This is a genomic window from Methylobacterium sp. CB376 (assembly GCF_029714205.1).
GTDB lineage: Bacteria > Pseudomonadota > Alphaproteobacteria > Rhizobiales > Beijerinckiaceae > Methylobacterium.
This window is the reverse complement of sequence record NZ_CP121648.1, coordinates 5,410,696-5,431,287: the sequence shown is the minus strand read 5'-3', so window position 1 is coordinate 5,431,287 and position 20,592 is coordinate 5,410,696. Positions and strand designations below refer to the sequence as shown.

The window sequence follows — 20,592 nt, the reverse complement described above, 5'->3', positions numbered from 1 at the left end:
GCGCACGGGCGGAGCGGCGGCTCGGCGGCACGCCTCCTCCCGGTTGCGCCCGTCCGCGGGGGCGGGCTCGGCTTCCCCTCCGCGCCGGGACCGTATCGGCCGGGTCGAGGTCAGGACGGAGCGGGGACGATCATCGCGTCGCGCGGCTGGCGGCGGGGCACCCGGCCCCGCCGCCAGCCGCGCCGAGGCGCTTCCGGCGAAGATCGAGCCCTGGGAGACCTGCCGAGGCGGTGCGCCGGCCGGGCCGCCAGGCCGGAGGGCGCGTCACCGGCGGCGGTCGCGCGCGCCTCGCCCGGCACGACCCCGTCGAGAATCCCGGCCGGTCCGGCGCGACGCCCCCCGGGCCGTCACCGGCGAGGGCTGCCGTGCCCGCCGAGGCCCCGGCGGACGATTCCGGCGCGTCCGTCGCGGGCCGCCCTTGGCCGAAGCGCGCCCGGCTCTCCGGTGCAGCCCCCGGCGCACCGCCCGGTCCGACCGCCGGGCGGGCCCGGATTGCGTGCTGCCGCGCCGGGAAGGGGCTGCGCGCGGCGCAGACCCGCGGCAGGGAGCGATCGGGCATCCGCCCGCGGGGCGCTCCCGCGATCGCCCGGGCGGGGCGGAGCGGCCGTGCTCAGGGGGCTCTGCCGCCGAACAACAGGACGTGGCGCTGGATCGAGACCGCACCGAAGGCGATCAGGATCGCGGCCCCGGCGCCGTAGAGGCCCGCGACCGGCAGCAGGATGACTTGGCTCGCCAGCAGGCCCAGCACGGCGGCGCAATTCGTCACGGTGGTGATGCCGTCCCGGTGGGCCGTGAACAGCCCCATCGCGCCGACGTCGGCGATGTTTCTCACGATGATCCCGGCCATGATCAGGGCGAGCGCCCCCGGGTACTGCGTCACGGCCTGCTGTTTCATGAGCGGCAGGAACAGCAGTACGCCGCAGACGACGATCAGGCTGAAGCCCAGCGAGGAGAGGACGGTCACCCGCATCACCGAGCGGACGAGCCGGCGGTGCTGCGCGACGCCCTCGTGGAACGCCTTGATCAGGCGCGGCCGCTCGATCTGCAGCACGGAGACGCTCACGAGATTGCTGACCGCGTTCGCGGCCGACCAGTAGAGAAAGTACACTCCCGCGAGGCGCAGCCCCAGGAAGGCGGTCACCACGTAGCGGTCGATCTGCTGGCTCGCCGCGAAGCTGAGATCGCTGACGTAGATCACGAGCGAGCGCCTGATCGTCGTCTTCATCCAGGCCGGCGTCAGCTCGCCGCTCAGGGCCGTCCGCCACGGCCAGTCGCGCGTCGCCAGCAGGAAGATGACGAAGGCCAGCGCGCTGCCGGCCAGCCAGAAGCCGAGCACGCAGGACAGCGAGCGAAACGATGGAAACAGCAGCGCGACCGGCACGTACACCATGATCCACAAGCCGCCCCGGATGAACGCGTTGCCGTTCGCCCACAGGGGTTGCTCGCGGTACGAGTAGAGCTGGACGATGTCGTTCCCCAGATGCTCGAACACGACGATCCCGCAGACGAGAACGACGAGCCAGGGCGCGCCGGTCGCGACCGTCGTCAGGACAGCCGCGACGAGGATCACGCCGTAGAGGAGCGCCACCAGGCACCAGTACGCCAGCACGCGTTCGACCACGCGCTCGAGCGAGAGCGTGACCGCGTCCCGCATGATCACCTGGATCAGGCCCAGTCCGAAGACGATCGGGCCGAACGAGGCCGCGCCCGCGGCAAGGCCGAAGATCCCCAGGGAGGCGAGGTCGAGGTACTTCCCGATGAAGAACGCGAGCCCGAATTTGCAGACGAGGATCATGCACCTCATGCTCAGGAGGAGGCAGCGGACTGCGACCGCGTATCGATCCATCAAAGAAGCCCTTCTGCCCGCCGATACACGTCTGAATCCTCCGAGGATCGTCGTTGCCGAGGTCGAGGGCTGTCGCGCCGAAGCGAGGCCTGGAGGCGGCGCCGCGCCGGCCGGTTCGTCCAGCCGCTCATCGGGACAGCCGCCCGCGGCGGGCCCGGCCTCGCCCGCATCGGGCCGGGCTGAACAGAGTCGCCTGCGGCACGTCTGCTCAGCGTCCTCCTCCCGCATCATTGTCGCGGCCTCAGCAGAATAGCGCCCTGCAATTCTGCTGAGCCTCTTGCTTTCGCATCATTCCTCGCCGCCGAACCGGTGACCCCTTCGGCGAATGATGCTTAGCCGGCGACCCCTCCGGCGAACGATGCTGAGCCCGCGCCGGCGAGGCCGTGGCCCTGGCCGGGACCCGCCTCACTGGAGGCCCCCCGGGCTCCCGTCCCCTCGCTGACACCGAGCTCGGCGTAGAGGCCGAGCACGCGCGACCGGTAGGCCTCGGGCGAGAAGTCGCGGGCCGCCCAGGCGCGCGCCGCGGCGCCCAGCGCGGCGACCCGTCCCGGCGGCATCGCGGCGAAATCCGACAGGGCGTCGGCGAGCGCCGCGACGTTGCCGGGCGGCACGAGCACGCCCGTCTCGCCCTCCCGGATCAGTTCGGGGATGCCCGCGATCCGGCTGGCGATGACGGGCCGGCCCGCCGCGTAGGCCTCCAGCACGGAGACCGGGGCATTCTCGTTCCACACGGACGGCAGCACGGCCGCGCGCGCGGTCCGCAGGAGGGCGGCCAGGCCCGGCCGGTCGAGGTGACCGGCGAAGTGCACGTCGCTGCCGAGCGACTCGGCGAGTTGCCGGAAGCTGTCCTCGTCGGGGCCGCGCCCCGCCAGGGTCAGCGGAACGCCGGCCTGCGCCGCCGCGCGCAGCAGCGTCTCGATGCCCTTGAGCCGGTCGAGGCGACCGAAATAGACGAACCGGTCGCCGATCTCGGGGGACGGGTCGTAGTGGGACGGATCGACGAAGTTCGGAACGTGGGCGACCTTCTCGCTCGGCCAGCCCGCCTCCAACAGTATGTCGCGGTAGTAGCGACTGGGTACGACGAAGCGGCTCACGTTCGACGCGTAGAGGCCCAGCAGCCGATGCAGGGAGGTTTCGAGCGCGACGAAGCCGGAGAGCAGGCGAGACCCCTTGAGGCAGCGGTAGCGCACGGCATTGTACAGTTTCGCGCCCTGGCACGCGCGGCAGACCTGGCCGTCGCGGAACGCCGTGTAGGCGGGGCAGACCAGCTTCATGTCGTGCACCGACATCACGATCGGGATCCCCCGGGCCCGCATCAGCGGCAGGATCGAGGGCGAGAGATGGTGGTAGATGTTGTGGATGTGGGCGATGTCCGGCCGGAACCGATCGAGCAGCTTCGCCAGCCGGGACCGGGCCTGCAGGGAATACATCACGCGGCCGGCATTCGTGATGCTCCGCCCCACCCCGTAACGGCGTCCGAGCTCGATCTCGTCCACGAAGTACGACGCCCATGGGGTGGGCAGATTCTGAGGATGCTGCATCGCGAAGGGCGCAACCTCCCAACCCGCCGCCTCGAACAACTCGTTCTGCTCGAGAAAGACGACGTCGGCCCCGCCGCGGCGGTAGAAGTAGTTGTTCACCGAGAGCAGGCGAAGACCTGACCTGGACATGCAGTGCACCTCTGCGAGCCGCGAGACAATCCGCGCGTGAGGACGATCGGGAGGGGCGGGCGACGGACCGCCCGACCGGGAACCGAGGCCGGCCCGTCCGGCCGACGGGGCCGACCGGGCGCCCGCTGGCCGCGACGCCGCGCCGCGCCGAAGGGGCACCGACCGGCAGCCGCCGCGGGGCCCGGCCCCGGCGGCCGGGCCGCGTCGCCCGGCCCGGATCCGGCGCGGCCGGCGCCTACTCGGCGGCCTCGGGCCAAGCCTGTTCCTTCAGCTGCGTCCAGTGGAGATGCCCGTCGAGCTGGTCCGTCACCTGCAGGCTGCGCAGCTCCGACAGCCGCGTGTAGGGCGAGGCGTTGAACGTGGCCGCGTCGAGCTGGATCCGCTCGAACACGGATTTCAGCTGCCGCGCGCCCCGCTCCGCGCTCCAGCGGCACCGGAAGCGCGGCATGCGCTGCGCGATCTTCGCGAAGGAGACGCGGTAGCTCCGGCTGTCGGGTCCGCTCGGTCCGAAGGTGACCTCGCAATTCTGGAAGACGCGACCGACGATCTCGGCGATCTCCCGGATCGTGTAGTTCTGATCGTCGTCGCCGACGTTGAACGCCTCGCCGCTGACGTTCTCGCGCGGGGCCTCGAGCGCGCACAGGATGGCCTGGCAGATGTCCTCGATGTGGACGAGGGGCCGGCACGGGCTGCCGTCGCTCATCACGCGGATCTTGCCGGTCGTGAACGCGAAGCCCGCGAGGTTGTTGAGGACGAGGTCGAAGCGCTGCCGCGGCGATGCGCCGAAGGCCGTCGCGTTGCGCAGGAACACCGGGGTGAAGGTCTCGTCCGCGAGCCTGCGCAGGTCGTTCTCCACCATGATCTTGCAGCGCGCGTAGGCCGTCTGGGGATTGACCTCCGACGTTTCGACCCGCGCCTCGGCGCCGGCCGCGCCGTACACGCTGCAGGACGAGGCGTAGATGAACCGGCGCACGCCGGCGAGCTTGCACTTGCGCGCGAGCTCGACCGAGCCGCGGTGGTTGATCTCGATCGTGACCTCGGGATCGTTCTCCCCGAGCGGGTCGTTGGAGAGTTCGGCGAGATGCACGACCGCGTCGAAGCCGGTCAGGTCCGCGACCGTCACGTGGCGGGTGTCCTTCGAGATCACCATCGGCCGGGTGCGCCCGTCGTCGAACAGCCATCCCCGCCGATAGAACCCGGAATCCAGACCGACGACGTCGTGCCCGCTCTCCAGCAGCTTCGGGCCAAGCACGGCGCCGATATAGCCGTCGGACCCAGTGTACAAAATACGCAATGCTGCCTCCTTTAGATCGCGCTGACCGCGTGGATCGCTTCCGAAGCACCGGCTGGCGCGGAGGCCGGGCGCTGCTTGTTCCAGATGCACCAGGGCGGATTGCCCTGATCCCAGAGCTCCTGCAGGATCATCTTGTCGCGGAGCGTGTCCATGTTCTGCCAGTAGCCGCGGTGCCGATAGACCGCGAGCTGGTCCATGGCGATGAGGCGCGCGAGCGGCTCGTTCTCCCAGCTGGTGCCGTCGCCGTCGATCGTGTCGAGGGCTTCCGGCTCCACGACGAAGAAGCCGCCGTTGATCATCTGACCGTCGGCCATGTCCTTCTCGCGGAAGCCGGCGGCGCGCGGACGATCCTCCGACAGGTTGATCGCTCCGAACCGGCCGGGCTGCCGCACCGCCGTCACGGTCGCCAGCGCGCTCTGCTGGTGGTGGAAGGCGATCAACTCGGAGATGTTCACGTCCCCGACCCCGTCGCCGTAGGTCAGGCAGAAGGTCGAATTGCCGAGATGCGGGCGCACGCGCTTCAGGCGGCCCCCCGTCATCGTCTTCTCGCCGGTGTCGACCAGCGTCACCCGCCACGGCTCCGTCGGCTTTCGATGGCATTCGATCACGTCATTCCGAAGATCGACGGTGAAATCGCTGTCATGTTTGGCGTAATTCAAGAAATAATCCTTGATCACATTCCCCTTGTAGCCGCAGCAGATCACGAAATCGTTGAGACCATAATGTGAATAAATCTTCATAATGTGCCAAAGCATCGGCCTGCCGCCGATCTCGACAAGTGGTTTGGGGATGACGCTGGTGTGTTCACTGAGGCGGGTGCCGTATCCACCGGCAAGGATGACAACTTTCATCTGTTTCCCCATCCCTGGCGAGGTGATCTCAATGCGGCGGCCGAGTCGCGCTGTCGGCCGGAGATACGCCAGTGATGCTGATGTAACTGGTCCCGCGATGCACGAACCTGACGAACGTCAACTCGTCGCCGGCAATCGGATGTAGACCTCGGCTGGGTCTCGGCTCGCCCCTCGACGGCGCGCCCGTTGAAGCTCCCGCGTGAAGGTGTCTGGACGCCGTTTTGAATGGAGACTCATGTGCATTCGCGTCGCTACAGTCCTGGACTCATTTTCGCTAGCACTCCCTCCATTTTGTGGCGCCGTAAGAGTATAATCGTTGTATCGATCTTCGCGACCTCGTTGGCCGCGTTCGTCTATTACTCGGCAGTCGGTGAGCGGTACGAGGTCTACACGCTCGTGCGCGTCGGGCAGGGCATCAAGGACAAGAACAACACGGGGAGCACGCTGGGCGATTCGGTGGACCTCAGCGCCCGCCTCGACTCGATCGGCCGCATCGGGTCCACCGACCAGGTCATCTCGGAGGCGCTCGACAAGGTCGGACTGCAGCGCCTGACCATGAAGGGCGACACGACGCTGCTGGGTCAGTTCCGGACATGGCTCTCCGCCGCGGCGCTGAACGGGCTCGAAGCCGCCTCGACCTACGTGCTGAGCCTCGAGGCGGCCCGCCCGGTGAGCGGCCTCGTCGAGCAAGCCCGCGCCTTCGTCCGCGAGACCATCGCCAAGCGGCAGCGCAAGCGCGACCCCGCCCAGGTCCGGGCGGAGGCGGTCGCGGGGTTGCGCGACCTCATCTCGGCGCGGCAGGAGGGGCGGTCCGACCTGCTGCGCATCTCGTTCCGCTTCCCGGACCCGGAAGTCGCCCCCAAATTCGTCAACGCGCTCGCCGAGGCGCTGGTGACCGTGCAGGCGAGCCTCGTCCAGATCCCCGGGGCGGACGAGTTCTTTCAGCAGCAGGCCAAGCGGCTGGAGGAGGAGGCCCACAAGGCCGCATCGGATCTGAAGAACTTCTCGATCGCCGCCTCGATCTACTCGACGACGGAGCAGAAGGCGCTGCTCCTGAAGCGGGCCAGCGAGCTCGACGCGCTGATCGCCACCACGCGCGGCGCGATCGTCGACCGCAAGGGGCAGAAGCAGGCGATCCTCGACCAGCTCAGTCTCATGAAGCCGGTCACGCAGTCCCGCACCGTGTCGGCGATCGTGGGCCGGCTCGGCGGGCGCGACACCAAGACCGGGCAGGGGAGCGACCCGATCCCGGCCTTCGAGGAGGCGCCGCCGCTGCTCCTCGTCCGCGTCTACCAGGACGCGATGGCCAACCTCCTGAAGCTCAATTCCGATCTCAACGGCGCGGTCAGCCTCGAAGCGCTGCTGCAGAAGGAGTTGACGACCGTCAATGGCCAGTTGAGGGCGATCACCGACAAAGAGGCGGAGTACGAGCGCCTCAAGCGGGTGCTCGCCCGCGCGGCGAGCGCCGCCGACTTCTACGGAAACCGCATGATGGAGGAGCAGATCAGCGCGGCCAGCGCGAAGAAGGCGCAGCTGTCGAGCATCCGCGTCGTGCAGCAGGCGGACCGTCCGACGTCCCCGCTGTTTCCGCAGGTCCAGCAGCTGGTGCTGCTCGCCCTGGCCTTCGGGTTCGTGCTCGGCTCCGTCATCGCCGTGTTCCTGGAGATGGACAGCTTCGAGAGCTACGACGACGTCGATGATCAGCTGCTTCTGTCCGCGCGGAGCGGGCAGCTTCCCAGGCGGATCGCCGCGGAGTGATCGCGACCCGCTGACGCCGCCGGCGTGATGGTCCGCGGTCGCGCGGCGCCGGCTTGAGAGGGAGGACAGGATGTCGGGTGATCGCGCTCAGTCGGACGGTGCTCCGCCGTTGTTCACGATAGCGATCCCAACCTTCAACAGGGCGCACCTGCTTCGGGACTGCCTCGCCTCGGCCCTCGCGCAGCGCTTCCCCGATTTCGAGGTCGTCGTGTCGGACAACGCGTCCAGCGACGCGACCGGGCGGCTGCTGGAGGACGTCGCGGATCCGCGCCTCAGGTTCGTGCGGCAGGGGCGCAACATCGGCCTCATTCCGAACTGGAACGCCTGCCTGAGCATGGCGAGGGGCCGGTACACCGTCGTGCTGAGCGATGACGACCGGGTCGAGCCGGACTTCCTCGAGCGCTGCGCGCGGCTGGTGCGGCAATCGCCCGGCCTCCCCGCGATCATCGGGTTGAGCAACCTGCACTCGCTGGCGAGCGCGCGGACGCGTCCGGCGCGGCGGAGCGCCGCCCTGGCGACGGGGATCTGCCGAGGGCCGGACCTGCTCCTCGAATACCTGAGGGACAGCATCTCCGTGACGATGTGCAGCGTCGCCCTTCGCACCGACCTGCTGCGGGAGCGGGGCGGCTTCTCGTCCGAGCTTCCCCACATGGCCGATGTGGCGGCCTGGGCGCCGTTCCTGTTCGCCGACGCGGTCGGCTTCATCAACGCGCCCTGCGCCACGTTCGCCTACCATGCGGGCTCGGAGACGTCCCGCCTCGCCGTCGAGCGGCGGTTGCGTGACGGCGCGAAGCTCGTCGACCTGTTGTCGATGGTGGCGGATGAGCGCCTCTCCGACGACCGGCTGCGCCGCGACATCAAGGACCACGCGCGCCGGTGCTTCGCGCGGCGGGGGTTGCAGGCCCTGGCGGACCCGACCCTGGCCGAGGCGCGGGCCGCGCGGTTGCGGGCCGGATGGAACCTGCGGCGCGACCTCGGCGCCCGCGACTTGGTCTACGCCTCGGGCTTCGTGGCCAAGGTCATGTGTCCGGGCTTCCTGGCGGATTTCCTCAGGCGCCATCGTCCCGGGGCGCAGGCGGCCGCCTGAGGCGGCCCGCGCGGACGGGCGGTTCGCGGCATTCGTGACCTGGCACGGGAGGTTGGACCATGGCGAGGAAAGCCGTTCCGGGCTGCGAGGGGCGCGCTCGGGCGCCGCGCCCGTGGCCGGGCCTCCGGCGGCGCGTCGGTGCGCGTTGCCGGCGCGCCGCGGCGTGGCTCGCGATCGCAGCCGCCGCGGCCCTGCCCGGCGCGACCGGCGCCGCCGCCCTGTCGATGAGCGAGGCGCTCCGGCAGAATTCCAAGGGGAACAGCGAGGGCGAGCCCGCCGGCGTGCCTATCAGCTACGATTGGTATGCGGGGGTCCAGAAGGCCCGCCCGGCCCCTCCGCCGGGCTTCTCGGCGGTCACCGCCTGGGGACAGGTCTATCAGAACAAGCGCAGGCCTTCCCTCGGCGGCTTCGACGGCAAGGTCGAGGTCGCGCGCGTACGGACCTACGTTCACGACCGGATCGAGAGGACCTGGAGACAGGTTCAAGCCTCGGAGGCCGACCCGATCGCGGGCGGGTTCTTCAGAGCCGATTTCACCGGGGGCGGCGCGGGCCCGATGCCGATCAGCCGCGGGGAGGACGGAACGGTCTCCTTCGCCGCCCCGCCGGAGGGGTCCAACAACCACTTCTGGCCGGTCACGCGAGGGACCTTCCCGGCCGGTTCCGTCGACGGCGTCTACGTGCAGATGGACCTGCGCGTCACCGATCCCCGCCTCGGCCTGATCGCGAATGTCGGGGCGGATTGGTGGCGCGACGAGACCGCGGAGTTCGTGCAGGGCTTCGCCAACAATCCTGGATCCGGGATGAGCAACTGGGTCGAACTCAGGACGGAGTGGAGGACGCTCAGTTACTGTTCGTCGAACGAGCTGTTGTTGTCCGATCCGCCCCCGCCGGTGAGAGCGGAGGCCTCGCATCGGCCGCGGGCGCGCCGCTGAGGCGGCCGCTCGCCGCGTGATCGGCGCCGATCCGGTGATTCGCGGCTCTCTGGCAGGGTATTGGCTATGCACGCCGATGTGCGGAACAAGCTGCTGGTCTCTCTGCCGCCGGATGAGCTGCGCGGGATCCTGCCGCTCTGCGAGGAGGTCCCGGTCGAGGTCGGCGAGAGGATCATCGGCGCCGACGAGACGATCCGGTACGCGTTCTTTCCCGAGAGCGGCTTGCTGTCGGTGTCCTTCGACGCGGGCGGGCGCGGATGCCTCGACATGTCCGTGGTCGGGCAGGAGGGCATGGTCAGCACCGCGTCGGTGCTCGGGGTCGGACGCACCCCGCACGAGGTGCGCGCGCGGGTCGGCGGCACCGCGCTGCGGATCGCGGTCGGGTCGCTGCGTGAGCTGATCCTCCGGAACGCCGTCCTGCGCCTCACCCTGATGCGGTACGTGCAGGCGACGATCGTGTCGGGTCACCAGACGGCGCTCGGCCTGCACCGGTGCAAGCTCGAGCAGCGCTTGGCGGCCTGGGTGCTGCAGGCCGCGGACCGGTTGCCCGGGGACGACATCGAGATCACGCACGAAGTGCTGGCCCAGGTGCTGGGAACCCATCGCCCGGGCATCACCGCGGCGTTGCAGAAACTCGTGAGGGGGAAGGCGATCGCCGCGGGGCGCCGGAAGCTGACCGTTCTGGACCGTGCGCGCCTCGCGACGATCGCGGGCGCCGGCTACGGCACCGCCGAGCGCGAATACGCGCGGCTCATCGCCCCCCTCAGCCCCGGCCGCCCGTCATCCGAGCCGGTGGCCAGCAGCCGGACGGCGGATTGCGCCGAGGAGCTGTGACGGCGGGGCCGGGCGCCTCGCGCGTCGTCCCCGGGCCGCGGCATCGCCGCGGGCGCGGACGGGGGCGGTGACCGGGAGCGCGCCGCGCCGCCCCCGGCCGCCGGTCGCCCGCGTGAGAGGGGGTCTGCTGGCGGAGCAACGCGGGTCGTCCAGCAAGGCGCGTGCCGCCGGGGCCGGATGCCTCATCCCAGATCCGGGCGATCGCTTCGGGATGGCGGATTTCGGCTTCGCTCAGGCGCCGCGCGGGCTCGTGACACGCGACCCGCTTCGATCAAGGGGATCCCGGATCATCCGCTGTCCGGACGTGATCGTCCGGGCAGCGGATGACCGGTTCGGACGAGGCTGCTCAGGGCGCCGGATCGGCGCCGAGACCGGCCGGCATGAACGGGTGGCCCGCGTCGACCAGCGCGCGATCGATGCTCTCGATCGCGCCCAGCACCTTGGTGAGCGCCTCGACATTCGAGAGGTCGAGATCGTTCGTCGCGGCGATGCGCCGCGCGAGCGTCAGCCGGACCCGGGCAAGGGCCTCGCGGGCCCGGGTGAGCGCGTCGCGATCGTCCGGGGTCATCGCTCGCCCGGCGCGTCCCAGGCGATCGCTTGGCCCCGACGCTCAAGTCGAGCGCCCTCCGCTCCGCGCTGGCCCACGAACCTGTGCCCCTGGAACAGGGAAAGAGCGCCCATCATCATCACGGCGCCCATGATCAACAACAACTCCATCTTCGTCCCCGCTGAGACCGGCTCCTTCGGGAACCAGGAGACCAGTAGAATGTGCCGGACATGATTGCTGCAACCTGAGCCGTTGTGAATAAGTTGGAAACCACAAATAATCCACAGCTGATGTTGTGAATCGGCAACGCTGAGGCGGCGGCTGCGGTGCGGCGCGGGTGGAGAGGATGCTTGGCGCCGCGCGGCTTCGATGCCGCGATGACCTGGATTGCCGGCACAATACGGAGGCCGCGGGGTCCCCAGCCTCGCGCCCGACTCGGAAGACCTGACCGTGCGCCAGGGCCGATCTCGCCGCGGCGGACCGCCGTGTCGCCCGGGAGCCCGGCCGCGCGCCGCGCGCCTGCTCGACCCGTCGCGGGCGCGCCTCGGCGCCGGCTCAGCCGCGCGCGACGGCGAACAGGGCGGCTGCCACGGCGAGCAATCCGGCGAGGCCGGCGGGAATGATCAGGGCGTAGAGCTGCAGCGCGTGATAGGCCGCGGCGCCGCAGAGCGCGCCGAGCAGGAGCGCGGCCCAGACCGCCGCGTCGCCGACCCAGCCGAGGGGCGCGCCGGTGCCCGTCAGCGCCGCCGCGAGGTTCTGCCCGAGGCTGTGCAGCGCGCCCGTGACGAAGGTGGTGCCGGCGCGAAATCCCTTGACCGACCCGAGCACGGCATTCTGCGACCCCATGGCGAGCGCCATGAACAGGGAGGCCAGGCCGAGATCCGGGATCGCGAGGCCGAAGGCGAGCGCGCCCAGGATCAGGAGCGCCTCGTAGGCCAGCACCACCGGGCTGGACCATCGGGGCGCGGTGAGGATCGACAAGCCGCTGCCGAGGGTCGAGCCGGCCAGGAACATCAGCACGAGGAGGGCCGGCATTGCCACGTGGTCGATCGGGCCCTGGCCCAGGAAGACGGCGAGCTGGGTCGTGTTCCCGCTCATGAACGAGGTGTAGAGGCCGCTCAGGCGAATGAACCCGAGCGCGTCGACGTAGCCGGCGAGCCCCGTGAGCAGGAGCCCGAACGCCAGTTGCCAGGAACGCGTCATCGGCCCGAGGGGGTGAGCGCGACACGAGCTTGCCGCGGGTCGACAACTTGCCGGCGGCGCTCGCGGCTCCGCGGCAGCGTCGGACGCGCGGCGCCGCCCCGCCCTTACCGCAGGCCGTACACGGCCTCGAGGTGGACGGCGAACAGGCCGATTCCCGACGCGGCGATCAGGAGCGTGAGCCCCGCGCAGAGGTCGCGCAACCTGTTCGTCGCGCGGAATGCGTTGTCGTTGTCCGCAGGCTTCGGCGCCGCCGTCACGATCACATCACCCACCGACAGCATGACGAGTGCCTTCGCGCTCCGGGCGAATTCGGATCGGGCCGACGATAGCGGCGCGCCGTGGTGGCGTCATCCCCGCCCGGAGGGGGAGGGCGGGCCCCGTCGCTCGTCCTGCGGGCAATCCGGGCCGGAGGCTGCGATGGCCCGCACGACACCTGTCCACGACCCATGACAATCTCTAGAGCAGCACCCGATCACGTTGCAACCGGGTGCCGCTCTAGATCTTTGATCTTGCCGGATTTTCTGCGACGAACCGGCATCCACTTCGTCGGAAAATGCTCTAGGGTGCCGCTCCCTGAGGCGGGGAGCAGCGACGTGCAGACACCAGGATCCGGGGCCGCATCCTTCTTCGACGAGTACGTCAGGCGCGTCTTCCCGGCGCGCAAGGCCGCCGCCGGGGCGGACTGGGCCTGGCCGGGAGACGAATGGGCCGACGCGGCGCTGCGCGAGGCGACTTGGCGGCGGATCGTCGGGACGAGCGATGCGGCGGGGTGGCGCGAGGTGGTCGAGATCGGCCCGGGATCGGGCAAGTACACCGAGTGGGTGCTCGCCCGCTCGCCGGCCCGCGTCACCGCCTACGAGATCAGCGCGGCCTTCCTCGACGCGCTGCGTCAGCGCTGCGGCGAGGCCGCGGCGCGGGGGCGGCTCGACGCCCGCCTGATCGACTGGACCGACAACGAGGGCCTGCTGCGCGACTACGGCGGCCGGGTCGGATCCGCCGACCTCTGGCTCGCGATCGACGTCCTGATGATGATGGATTTCCAGTCGGCCCTGGTCTACCTGATCTCCGCGGCGGCGATGCTGCGCCCCGGGGGGCGGCTGGTGGCGACCTTCGCGGATGGCGGGAGCGAGAGCGGCGTCGAGCGCATGCTGCGCGACGCGGGCCGCCACTCCGCCTTCGACGATTCCCCCTGCACGCGCTTCCACTGGATCGACCGGACGCTGCTCGAACGGCTGCTGCCGCGCCTCGGGTTCGGCAGCCTCACGATCGAGCACGGGCCGGAAGGCGGGCTCGACATCGCGCGGCTCTATCTCCAGGCCGAGCTGACCGACCCGGACGCGGCCCGGGCGCTGCTCCCGCGCCTCGCCCCGGTCGGGGATTCGACCAATCGCCGCCGGGACTGATACCAACGGCTCAGGATGCTGACGCATCGAGCCGTTGCTCCATCTCGGATTTTCGATTTCAAGCCAGAGGGTTGGCGAACCAGAGGGTTGGCGAACCAGAGGGTTGGCGAACCAGAGGGTTGGCGAATCAGAGGCTTGGCGAAAATTCGAGAGCCGCACCACCGGTCATGAGAAATGACCGGTGGTATGACTCCCCCGGCCTCCTCTTCCCGCGTCGGGCGGCCGCATCCCGGCCGCCGAGCGCCCCGCCGCCGCGAGACCCCGCCATGACCCCGCCATGACCCCGCCATGACCCCGCCGACCGCCGGACAGGTCCTCGCCGGAACCGTCGTCGACGACCACGCGGTCGCGGCGGACTACCCGGACGCCCGCCGCGTCGCGATGCGCGCCCTGCAGCTCTGGCCGGACTTCCGCTGGACCACGCAGGAGCTCGTGAGCTTCACGGCGCGCGACGTTCTGGTGACGAGCGCCTTCGTGCCGATCGACACCCGGCGGAGCCGGATGTTCCTCAACCAATCCTACTCGGGCGTCGAGACGATCTTCCCGACCCGGTTTCGCGTCGAGGAGGGCCGCTACCGGCTGGAGGGAACGCCCGTCCCCTGCCCGGGGCGCCACATCGTGCTGGGCGGCCCGATCGACGGCGTGTGGTATCACTGGCTGTTCAACTGGTGCCCGCGGCTGCTGCTGCTCGGGCAGCTGCGCCCCGACCTGCTGGCGTGCGCGGACCTGCGCATCGCCGTCCATCCCCTCGCGCTGCGGGAGCCGTACCGGGCCGTGCTGGACAGTTTCGGCCTCCCGGCCGAGCGCTTCCTGGTCCTCGATCCCGGCCGGGACCACCTGCTGGAGGAGGCCTGCCTGGTCTCGTTCCTCGACCAGAACAGATTGTATCCCGAGATGATCCGGGCTTTCGCCGCCCATCTCCTCGCCGCGTGGGGGCTCGACGGGGCGGGCGATCCCGGGCCGGGGCCGGCGCGCGGGCCGCTCGCCGCGATCGTCCGCCGCTTCGCCGGCCCAAACCTCGGCGCCCGCGGGCCCGCGCCTGGAGCGGCGCCGCGCGGGCTGTTCGCGAGCCGCCAGGATCTGCCCGCGCCCAAGCGGCGCATCGCCAATTTCGAGGAGGTCGCCCCGGTCCTGGCCCGGTTCGGGCTCGACGTGGTGGCCTGCGGCGGGCTGCCGGCGCGGGAGCAGGCCCGGCTGTTCCGGAGCGCCCGGGTGGTGGTCGGCGGCCACGGCTCCGACCTGTCCAACCTGCTGTTCTGCCGGCCCGGCACGCGGGTGCTGGTCTTCGAGAGCCGCTTCAGCGTCGAGGCGTTCCTCCACCGCGGGCTCGAGCAGCTCTGCGCGCTCCTCGGCCTCGACTACGTGCTCAAAATCGTGCCGACCGACGGGGAGGCCGGGCCGGGGGCGGGAACCCAGGCGCGCATCAACCAGGATTACCGGATCGACCCCGACGACTTGGCGCGGACGCTGGCCGCGCTGACGCGGTGAGGCCGGCCGCGCGGCGGAGAGCGGACGGGCGGGTTTGTGCCTTGACCTCCGCCCGGGCAGGGGTTCTAAAGGCCGCCGGACCGCCGCGGCGGTCGCGTGGTCCTCGACGCCTTCCCGATGTCGGCCGGTGTAGCACAGCGGTAGTGCAGCGGTTTTGTAAACCGAAGGTCGGGGGTTCGATCCCCTCCGCCGGCACCACCACCCTAGTGGTTTTTGAAGCCAGCTTAGACACTTAGGTATCGCGCTGAGGCGCCCGTGGTGATACACGGGGTGTTACCGATGCCTTCGGTGCTTCTTGATACCGGTTTGCTACGAATCACAGTGCGATACGTCCGACCCCTTAAACGCGGTGGCCCGCTCTTTTATTATCGCCGCATCCCTGTGGACCTCCTGAGCCACTACCCCGGCAAGCGGTTCAGGCGAATCAGCCTCAGCACGCGAGACATGGCCGTTGCAGCCCAGAAGGCCACACAACTGGCGGCTCAGGATGATGCGTTGTGGACATCGCTGCGATCCAGGGAGGGACAAGCAGCTAAGCTGACCACGCCAGAGAACCGCCTTGCTGCCGTGGCCATCCTGAATGCCATTGGCGTTGCCCCAGGCGACCTTGCACCGGGCCGTGGCTGGGTGGATGGTCCTGATGCCGGGGACGCCTTCGACGCCTACTTTGAGCGCCGGTACGGACAAGCCTACACGGAGCTTCGCCACAACACTAACGCCCCGCGCGAATGGCTTGAGGACCAGTGGACCCCTGCTGAGCGTGAAGCTGTCAGGCTGGCCAAGGAAGACCCCGGCAAGCCCCGTGCTCTGCTGAGCGATGCTCTGGCGGCGTACCTTCAGAACCATGACAAAGGGAATCAGCCCAAGTTCGTGGCGGATACCAAGCGATCGCTGGGGCATGTATTCACGCTGGTTGGAGACTTCCCGCTTAACACGTATGAGCGGAAGCACGCTAACGCAGTACGGGACGGCTTGCTCAAGGAAGGAAACAAGACTACCACGGTTCGCAGACACCTAAACAGTATAAGGGCCGTCTTCAATTTCGGACTAAGAGAGTACAATCTGAGGAGTCACGGCAATCCATTTGAGGGCTTGAAAATACCTCGCGAGGCTGAGGATGCGGGTGGTCGCAAGCCATTCACCTCAGAGGAACTGCGGACCATCTCTGCTGCCTGTCTACAGAAGGGTGATGATATTCGCCAGATCATGGCCCTTCAGGCAGATACAGGGGCTCGCATCGCAGAGATTGTGGGCTTGCGGGTGGGCGACGTAGTGCTCGACCATGAAACTCCGCACATTAACATCAGGCCGCATCTCGCTCTCGGCAGGACCCTGAAGAACGCTAATAGCGAGCGGCTGGTGCCCTTGGTTGGCTTGGCGGTCTGGGCTGCCCGGAAGGCCGTAGAAGCCGCTCAGCAGGCTCCTGAGTCGTCAGGATGGCTGTTCCCTCGCTATGCCGCGGACAGGAACATCAAGGCTGCCAGCGCCGCTCAGACCATCAACAAGTGGCTGTCTGAGGCGCTCAAGATTGAGAAAACCACGCATTCCTTCCGGCACGCCATGAGGGACCGTCTGAGACACGCAGATGTCCCGGAGGAATTTCAGAACCTCATCGGTGGATGGGGAACGCGGTCTATTGGGCAGGGATATGGCCAGGGCTATCGCTTAGGGCAACTTCGCGAGCAATTGGAGAAGGTGGTTCTTGCGAAGGAATTGCGGTTCTCATAAATCGTGACTCCCCAACGACTTTCAGCACGCAATAAGAGGTACCCCTGTGAAGTGCCCCCACTGCGGAACCAGCATCCATGATCTCTGGTCAAGAAACGCCCTTATGTTGAACACCCATCCAAGTGGTTGGTTCGGTCGTATATGCAAATGTCCGGAGTGCAAAAATGACATCATCGAGATTGCCTTTAATAGAGAAAACCCTGCTTCTTGGCCAGCCGACTCGTCTCCTTGATTATGGTCTATCCTCGCCGCGCTAATAGGGGTCCAGTTTCAGAGCATGTGCCCGCGTCGCTAGCATCGGATTACAAAGAAGCTTCCGAGGTGTTATCGATAAGTCCGAAGGCTTCTGCTGCTCTTGCTCGCCGCTGTCTCCAGGCTGTGCTTCACAATAACGGCTATAAAGCTAGAGACCTAGCAAAAGAAATCGATCTTCTGCTAAACGAGACTGATGCCTCAAAAGCCATTCCGATCTCCTTACGGGAAACCATTGATGGCATTAGGAACTTCGGCAACTTCTCAGCACACCCGCTTACCGATGTCACCAGCCTTCAGGTTATTGACGTGGAGCCACATGAGGCAGAGTGGTGCCTCGATATACTAGATGAGCTCTTTGAGCACTTCTACGTGCGTCCTGCGCAAGCCAAAGCCCGCAAGGCGGCTCTCAACGCTAAGCTGGCCGCCGCTGGCAAGCCTCCCGCGAAGTAGCCTTGAGAGAGTCAGAACACGGCTGGAGACAAAAACCATCGATACAGGCAAGCCATGGCGGTCAGCATACAACTACTGAGCACAAGCTCAAACCGCCGCTTGCCAGTGACCATTGCCATACCAAATAAAGCAACAAAGAATGTAACGAAGGTAAATGTCCCAACGTCCAGCGCCCACCACCAATGCCCCGCCCGCTCCGATATCTCAATGATCCGATCCCAGTTAGTTTGCTGCTGAGGCTCTGGCGGCATGTGGTTTATCTCATCTATTTGCCTACCTGCGTTGGTAGCCAAACGGAAGCCCAAGGCAAGCCACTCGCCCTCGCTAGGCGGTCCTTTGTCCACAGTCACTCAGCACAGGCATCATGGATCATTGACACAGCCAGACCGCGTAGGCGCGTTCCGAGGCGAGGCCCGCTGTCCACACATAGGCTCTCCGCTGCAAGACTCGTAATAAATCGCACGCAATCTATCTTGTCTCAGACGTGTAGCTGCCTAAGGGAAATATGCCTATGCAAATGCACCCCTGCTTATGCAGAAATGCCTTCCAGTAGGTGCATAGGGTAACCCGGAGCCCCCTGGCGGCCCATAGCAGACCACGAGACGACAAAGCCCCGGGTTTACCCCATGCTGCTCCTTAGATGTCCATCTGCTCCAGAGCGGCCTCAAGCTCTATCTGCCCACGCCAAATCTCCATGAGCAAGGCAGGTAGTCCATCATTAATGAGATAAATGGCCCTCGCTAGTACCTCAGGATTGCGAGCAAGCTTCACACCTGTGTGCTTCACCACGGCTTGAGCTACCTGCTGAGCTTGTTGCTCCTGCCACTCCTCCACATCCATAGCTTCCTTATTGTTCTCCCTTCTGAGCACCCACCACCAGGGCTGCCCACGAACTATGTTGCCCTCGTGTTTGAGCGCCCTTCGCATCTTAGCGATAGTTCCCTCGCTACAGCCCGTTAGTTCCTGCTCCCTGTGCTTTGAGAACTTCTCAAGCTGAACCAACCGCCAAGCCCACTCGGTTCTGTCACTCCTTGAAGGAGACAGCTTCGGCCTCCGGTTCTCAGTCCACGACTGAACGAATGCCTCTACCAGACTTCCCTCAAAGACTCTGACCGGCACCGGCTCCGTCCAGCCAAACTGCTCATAGGCAGCAAGCCGGTGGTGGCCATCCACACAAAAGAAGTCTGGTCCAATGGCTGTAACCAGCACAGCCTCCAGTGGCCGCCCTTGGTTTCTCCTAAGCTCCTCCACAAGTACCGGAACGAAGTGGGTATCATCCAGCAGATTGCCCCGGCCGACCCGTGGCTGAAACACCTGCTCCGCCACTCGGATTTGATCCAACCTCAGAGCTTCTGGTGTCTCTTCGTTGCGAGGTTGAGTAGCTTCTATTTCGGCCAGATGCTCGTAAGTGAGTTCCGAGTCAGGCAGGCTTGTGGTCTGCTCTTGGCTATCCATGTGTCAGCCCCGACTTCCTGGATAGCCGGGCTTCCTCACACCGCGCACCAGCCCGCTAGTATGCGCTAGCTGCCTCAAGGCGGCTTGGCTGCTCTGAGCCTGCTGAGCTAGGGCGGTGGCTCCCGCGCCTCCCTGCGGTCCTCCTGGGCGTCCTGTGGCCCCTCCCAGGCGCCTAAGGGCTGTCTGACTCTCCATGAGACCCGCAAGCGCCGAAGGGCTATCGGCCAATCCTGGGCTTCGTGGTGCGTTGGCAAGCTGCTCAGCCTCAGCCTGCGCCTGGGCTCTCCGAGCTTCATCCTCAGCGTCCGCCTGGGCAAACCTCTGTTCGTTGGCTAGGCGTTGCTGCTCTTGGTCCTCATCGGCTTCCTGGTCACTGAGGCGACCCCGAGCCCACTGCTGGATGGCTGCGTGGTCCTCCGTGGTGAAGCCTTCGGTTCCCGGAGCCGGGAGCTTGGCAGGGTCCAGCATCGCTATCCGCATCGGCCCGAACGGCTGCCCTGAGCTTGCCGGGTCGAATGGCTGCCCTGGCCTCCACTGCCACTGAGCAAGCTTCGCGAGTGGGTCTATTGGCGTCTGTGTTGCCTGTGGGCCGGTCTGAGTCTCCCCCTGGGCAGTCTCTCGCCCACTGACAAGGTCGAATATTGATGGTGGTGGCATGGTTTCTCCGTGTGCGTGATCCTTGAGGCAAGCTGAAGCCGCCCCTTGTTCTCGGACCGTGTTAATCGAATGCCTGCCAGACCGCCTTGTGCAGCCGTGGTCAGCGCGAAGAAGCTATGTGATAGCAACTCGCATCAGTCAACGATCTTGTGAGGCGTGAGGACTACACATCCTCTGAGGGTTCATTAGGAATACGAGCAAAGACACGCAGTTAGAGACGCCGGGAAGACCAAAAAATCTGCATGAGTAGGACTCAGAGTAGGAGTTGTGGTGCCCTCACGCGCCGGCCGCACTCCCTACGCTCGCCACCCGTGCCAGCACGCGCGCGACCTGCACAGGACCCCAAAGGCCACCCTTGGTTGTCGGAATGCCCTTGCTGTTGAGATCGGCCGCTATCGCCCTCAGGGACGCCCCAGAGGCGTGTAGCTCCACCACGAGCGGCCCCAGGTCCTCCGCCCTCTGAGCGGCCTTCTCGACCCTCCTGGCCACGCTGGCGGCCACCCCTGCTGCTCTAATCTGCCCGATGTTCCCCCGGTCTCCCCCGAGCTTCGTCCCGCGGGCCTTAGCTGCCTGTAGCGCGGCCTTGGTCCTCGTGGAAATCATCTGGCGTTCGGCCTGAGCCACTACGGCCATGATGTGGATGGTGAGTTCGTTGGCATCGGGCATGTCAGCGGCCACGAACCGGAGACCCATCCGCTTCAGGTTGCTCTCAAGGGTCAGCAGGAAGGCGGCGTCTCGTGAGAGCCTATCGAGCTTCGCTATCACCAGCGTGGCGTTGTGGAGCCGGCACAGCCTCAGGGCCTCAGCGAGCTTGGGGCGATCATTGCGCCCTCCCGACTCCACCTCCACCACCTCGGCCACTAACGCCCCCTGGCCCGCGCTGAGGAACGCTGACACGGCCTCCCGCTGTGCCTCCAAGCCAAGTCCAGAGCGCCCCTGGCGTTCGGTGGACACCCGCAGATACGACACAAACCGCCCCTGAGCCATCGCTCTCCCCTGGTGTAACGCTGAGCCCTACGCTCGTTGCTATCGGTGTAACAGGCAGCGACTCAGCACAGCAAGGGATATATCCGGGTTGAAGCAACTATCTTTCATGAATATAGCCGATCTAAGCGTTCCCACCCATTGCCACCC

General features: G+C 67.3%; 18 protein-coding genes and 1 tRNA gene. 9 read left to right on the top strand and 10 right to left on the bottom strand.

The annotated features are described in order from the left end of the window. Positions 1-610 precede the first annotated feature (610 nt). The 4 genes from QA634_RS24990 to rfbF all read right to left on the bottom strand — a co-directional run bounded on the left by QA634_RS24990 (position 611) and on the right by rfbF (position 5,661). Complete coding sequence (locus QA634_RS24990) at positions 611-1,795, bottom strand: lipopolysaccharide biosynthesis protein (RefSeq protein ID WP_043701579.1); 1,185 nt, start codon at positions 1,793-1,795, stop codon at positions 611-613. Between the two features lie 383 nt (positions 1,796-2,178). Beyond that, positions 2,179-3,516: a glycosyltransferase gene (locus QA634_RS24985; protein WP_012334687.1), complete on the bottom strand. Its 1,338-nt coding sequence runs from the start codon at positions 3,514-3,516 to the stop codon at positions 2,179-2,181. A gap of 235 nt (positions 3,517-3,751) precedes the next feature. Continuing rightward, a complete protein-coding gene (locus QA634_RS24980; protein WP_018260948.1) occupies positions 3,752-4,801 on the bottom strand; it encodes an NAD-dependent epimerase/dehydratase family protein in 1,050 nt (349 codons plus the stop codon). A 20-nt stretch (positions 4,802-4,821) separates the two neighbouring features. Beyond that, positions 4,822-5,661 (bottom strand): glucose-1-phosphate cytidylyltransferase, encoded by an 840-nt coding sequence (rfbF, locus tag QA634_RS24975; RefSeq protein WP_012334685.1) that lies wholly within the window; start codon positions 5,659-5,661, stop codon positions 4,822-4,824. Positions 5,662-6,000: 339 nt separating this feature from the next. Here rfbF and QA634_RS24970 point away from each other — a divergent pair, with 339 nt between their 5' ends. The 4 genes from QA634_RS24970 (at position 6,001) to QA634_RS24955 (ending at position 10,272) form a co-directional block, all read left to right on the top strand. Continuing rightward, on the top strand, positions 6,001-7,419 hold the full coding sequence (locus tag QA634_RS24970) for a hypothetical protein (RefSeq protein ID WP_012334684.1): 1,419 nt from the start codon (positions 6,001-6,003) through the stop codon (positions 7,417-7,419). Between the two features lie 109 nt (positions 7,420-7,528). Then, a complete protein-coding gene (locus QA634_RS24965) occupies positions 7,529-8,506 on the top strand; it encodes a glycosyltransferase family 2 protein (protein ID WP_150108723.1) in 978 nt (325 codons plus the stop codon). Positions 8,507-8,565: 59 nt separating this feature from the next. Further along, positions 8,566-9,438 carry a hypothetical protein gene (locus tag QA634_RS24960; RefSeq protein WP_012334682.1) on the top strand — a complete coding sequence of 291 codons (873 nt, stop codon included), beginning with the start codon at positions 8,566-8,568 and terminating at the stop codon, positions 9,436-9,438. Between the two features lie 66 nt (positions 9,439-9,504). Continuing rightward, entirely contained in the window at positions 9,505-10,272 is a 768-nt protein-coding gene (locus tag QA634_RS24955; protein ID WP_012334681.1) for a Crp/Fnr family transcriptional regulator, read from the top strand. Positions 10,273-10,618: 346 nt separating this feature from the next. On the opposite strand, the gene QA634_RS24950 is transcribed toward QA634_RS24955, so the two are convergent. From QA634_RS24950 to QA634_RS24940, 3 genes are all read right to left on the bottom strand, one after another. Continuing rightward, positions 10,619-10,840 carry a hypothetical protein gene (locus tag QA634_RS24950; protein ID WP_012334680.1) on the bottom strand — a complete coding sequence of 74 codons (222 nt, stop codon included), beginning with the start codon at positions 10,838-10,840 and terminating at the stop codon, positions 10,619-10,621. Positions 10,841-11,374: 534 nt separating this feature from the next. Further along, positions 11,375-12,022, bottom strand: coding sequence for a YoaK family protein (locus QA634_RS24945; RefSeq protein WP_012334678.1), 648 nt, complete (start codon positions 12,020-12,022; stop codon positions 11,375-11,377). 104 nt (positions 12,023-12,126) lie between these two features. After that, positions 12,127-12,303 carry a hypothetical protein gene (locus QA634_RS24940; RefSeq protein ID WP_012334677.1) on the bottom strand — a complete coding sequence of 59 codons (177 nt, stop codon included), beginning with the start codon at positions 12,301-12,303 and terminating at the stop codon, positions 12,127-12,129. A gap of 312 nt (positions 12,304-12,615) precedes the next feature. Between QA634_RS24940 and QA634_RS24935 the strand changes: the two genes are divergently transcribed. The 5 genes from QA634_RS24935 to QA634_RS24915 all read left to right on the top strand — a co-directional run bounded on the left by QA634_RS24935 (position 12,616) and on the right by QA634_RS24915 (position 17,346). Then, entirely contained in the window at positions 12,616-13,425 is an 810-nt protein-coding gene (locus tag QA634_RS24935) for a class I SAM-dependent methyltransferase (protein ID WP_012334676.1), read from the top strand. Positions 13,426-13,713: 288 nt separating this feature from the next. Then, positions 13,714-14,913 carry a glycosyltransferase family 61 protein gene (locus tag QA634_RS24930; RefSeq protein ID WP_012334675.1) on the top strand — a complete coding sequence of 400 codons (1,200 nt, stop codon included), beginning with the start codon at positions 13,714-13,716 and terminating at the stop codon, positions 14,911-14,913. A 123-nt stretch (positions 14,914-15,036) separates the two neighbouring features. Beyond that, positions 15,037-15,111: transfer RNA gene (locus tag QA634_RS24925), tRNA-Thr, on the top strand. Positions 15,112-15,192: 81 nt separating this feature from the next. After that, positions 15,193-16,641, top strand: coding sequence for a tyrosine-type recombinase/integrase (locus QA634_RS24920; RefSeq protein WP_150108722.1), 1,449 nt, complete (start codon positions 15,193-15,195; stop codon positions 16,639-16,641). 207 nt (positions 16,642-16,848) lie between these two features. Continuing rightward, a complete protein-coding gene (locus tag QA634_RS24915) occupies positions 16,849-17,346 on the top strand; it encodes a DUF4145 domain-containing protein (RefSeq protein WP_210161164.1) in 498 nt (165 codons plus the stop codon). A gap of 11 nt (positions 17,347-17,357) precedes the next feature. On the opposite strand, the gene QA634_RS24910 is transcribed toward QA634_RS24915, so the two are convergent. The 3 genes from QA634_RS24910 to QA634_RS24900 form a co-directional block, all read right to left on the bottom strand. Further along, positions 17,358-17,597 carry a hypothetical protein gene (locus QA634_RS24910; protein ID WP_150108721.1) on the bottom strand — a complete coding sequence of 80 codons (240 nt, stop codon included), beginning with the start codon at positions 17,595-17,597 and terminating at the stop codon, positions 17,358-17,360. A gap of 385 nt (positions 17,598-17,982) precedes the next feature. Continuing rightward, a complete protein-coding gene (locus QA634_RS24905) occupies positions 17,983-18,801 on the bottom strand; it encodes a hypothetical protein (RefSeq protein WP_012334673.1) in 819 nt (272 codons plus the stop codon). Positions 18,802-19,734: 933 nt separating this feature from the next. Further along, positions 19,735-20,445, bottom strand: coding sequence for a recombinase family protein (locus QA634_RS24900; RefSeq protein ID WP_012334672.1), 711 nt, complete (start codon positions 20,443-20,445; stop codon positions 19,735-19,737). Between the last annotated feature and the right edge of the window lie 147 nt (positions 20,446-20,592).

Bases quoted from the DNA above. Each gene is read 5' to 3' on its own strand.
- QA634_RS24990 (WP_043701579.1), bottom strand. From the start codon at position 1,795: ATGATCCTCGTCTGCAAATTCGGGCTCGCGTTCTTCATCGGGAAGTAC.
- QA634_RS24985 (WP_012334687.1), bottom strand. From the start codon at position 3,516: ATGTCCAGGTCAGGTCTTCGCCTGCTCTCGGTGAACAACTACTTCTAC.
- rfbF (WP_012334685.1), bottom strand. From the start codon at position 5,661: ATGAAAGTTGTCATCCTTGCCGGTGGATACGGCACCCGCCTCAGTGAA.
- QA634_RS24960 (WP_012334682.1), top strand. From the start codon at position 8,566: ATGGCGAGGAAAGCCGTTCCGGGCTGCGAGGGGCGCGCTCGGGCGCCG.
- QA634_RS24955 (WP_012334681.1), top strand. From the start codon at position 9,505: ATGCACGCCGATGTGCGGAACAAGCTGCTGGTCTCTCTGCCGCCGGAT.
- QA634_RS24950 (WP_012334680.1), bottom strand. From the start codon at position 10,840: ATGACCCCGGACGATCGCGACGCGCTCACCCGGGCCCGCGAGGCCCTT.
- QA634_RS24945 (WP_012334678.1), bottom strand. From the start codon at position 12,022: ATGACGCGTTCCTGGCAACTGGCGTTCGGGCTCCTGCTCACGGGGCTC.
- QA634_RS24940 (WP_012334677.1), bottom strand. From the start codon at position 12,303: ATGCTGTCGGTGGGTGATGTGATCGTGACGGCGGCGCCGAAGCCTGCG.
- QA634_RS24930 (WP_012334675.1), top strand. From the start codon at position 13,714: ATGACCCCGCCGACCGCCGGACAGGTCCTCGCCGGAACCGTCGTCGAC.
- QA634_RS24920 (WP_150108722.1), top strand. From the start codon at position 15,193: ATGCCTTCGGTGCTTCTTGATACCGGTTTGCTACGAATCACAGTGCGA.
- QA634_RS24910 (WP_150108721.1), bottom strand. From the start codon at position 17,597: ATGCCGCCAGAGCCTCAGCAGCAAACTAACTGGGATCGGATCATTGAG.
- QA634_RS24905 (WP_012334673.1), bottom strand. From the start codon at position 18,801: ATGGATAGCCAAGAGCAGACCACAAGCCTGCCTGACTCGGAACTCACT.
- QA634_RS24900 (WP_012334672.1), bottom strand. From the start codon at position 20,445: ATGGCTCAGGGGCGGTTTGTGTCGTATCTGCGGGTGTCCACCGAACGC.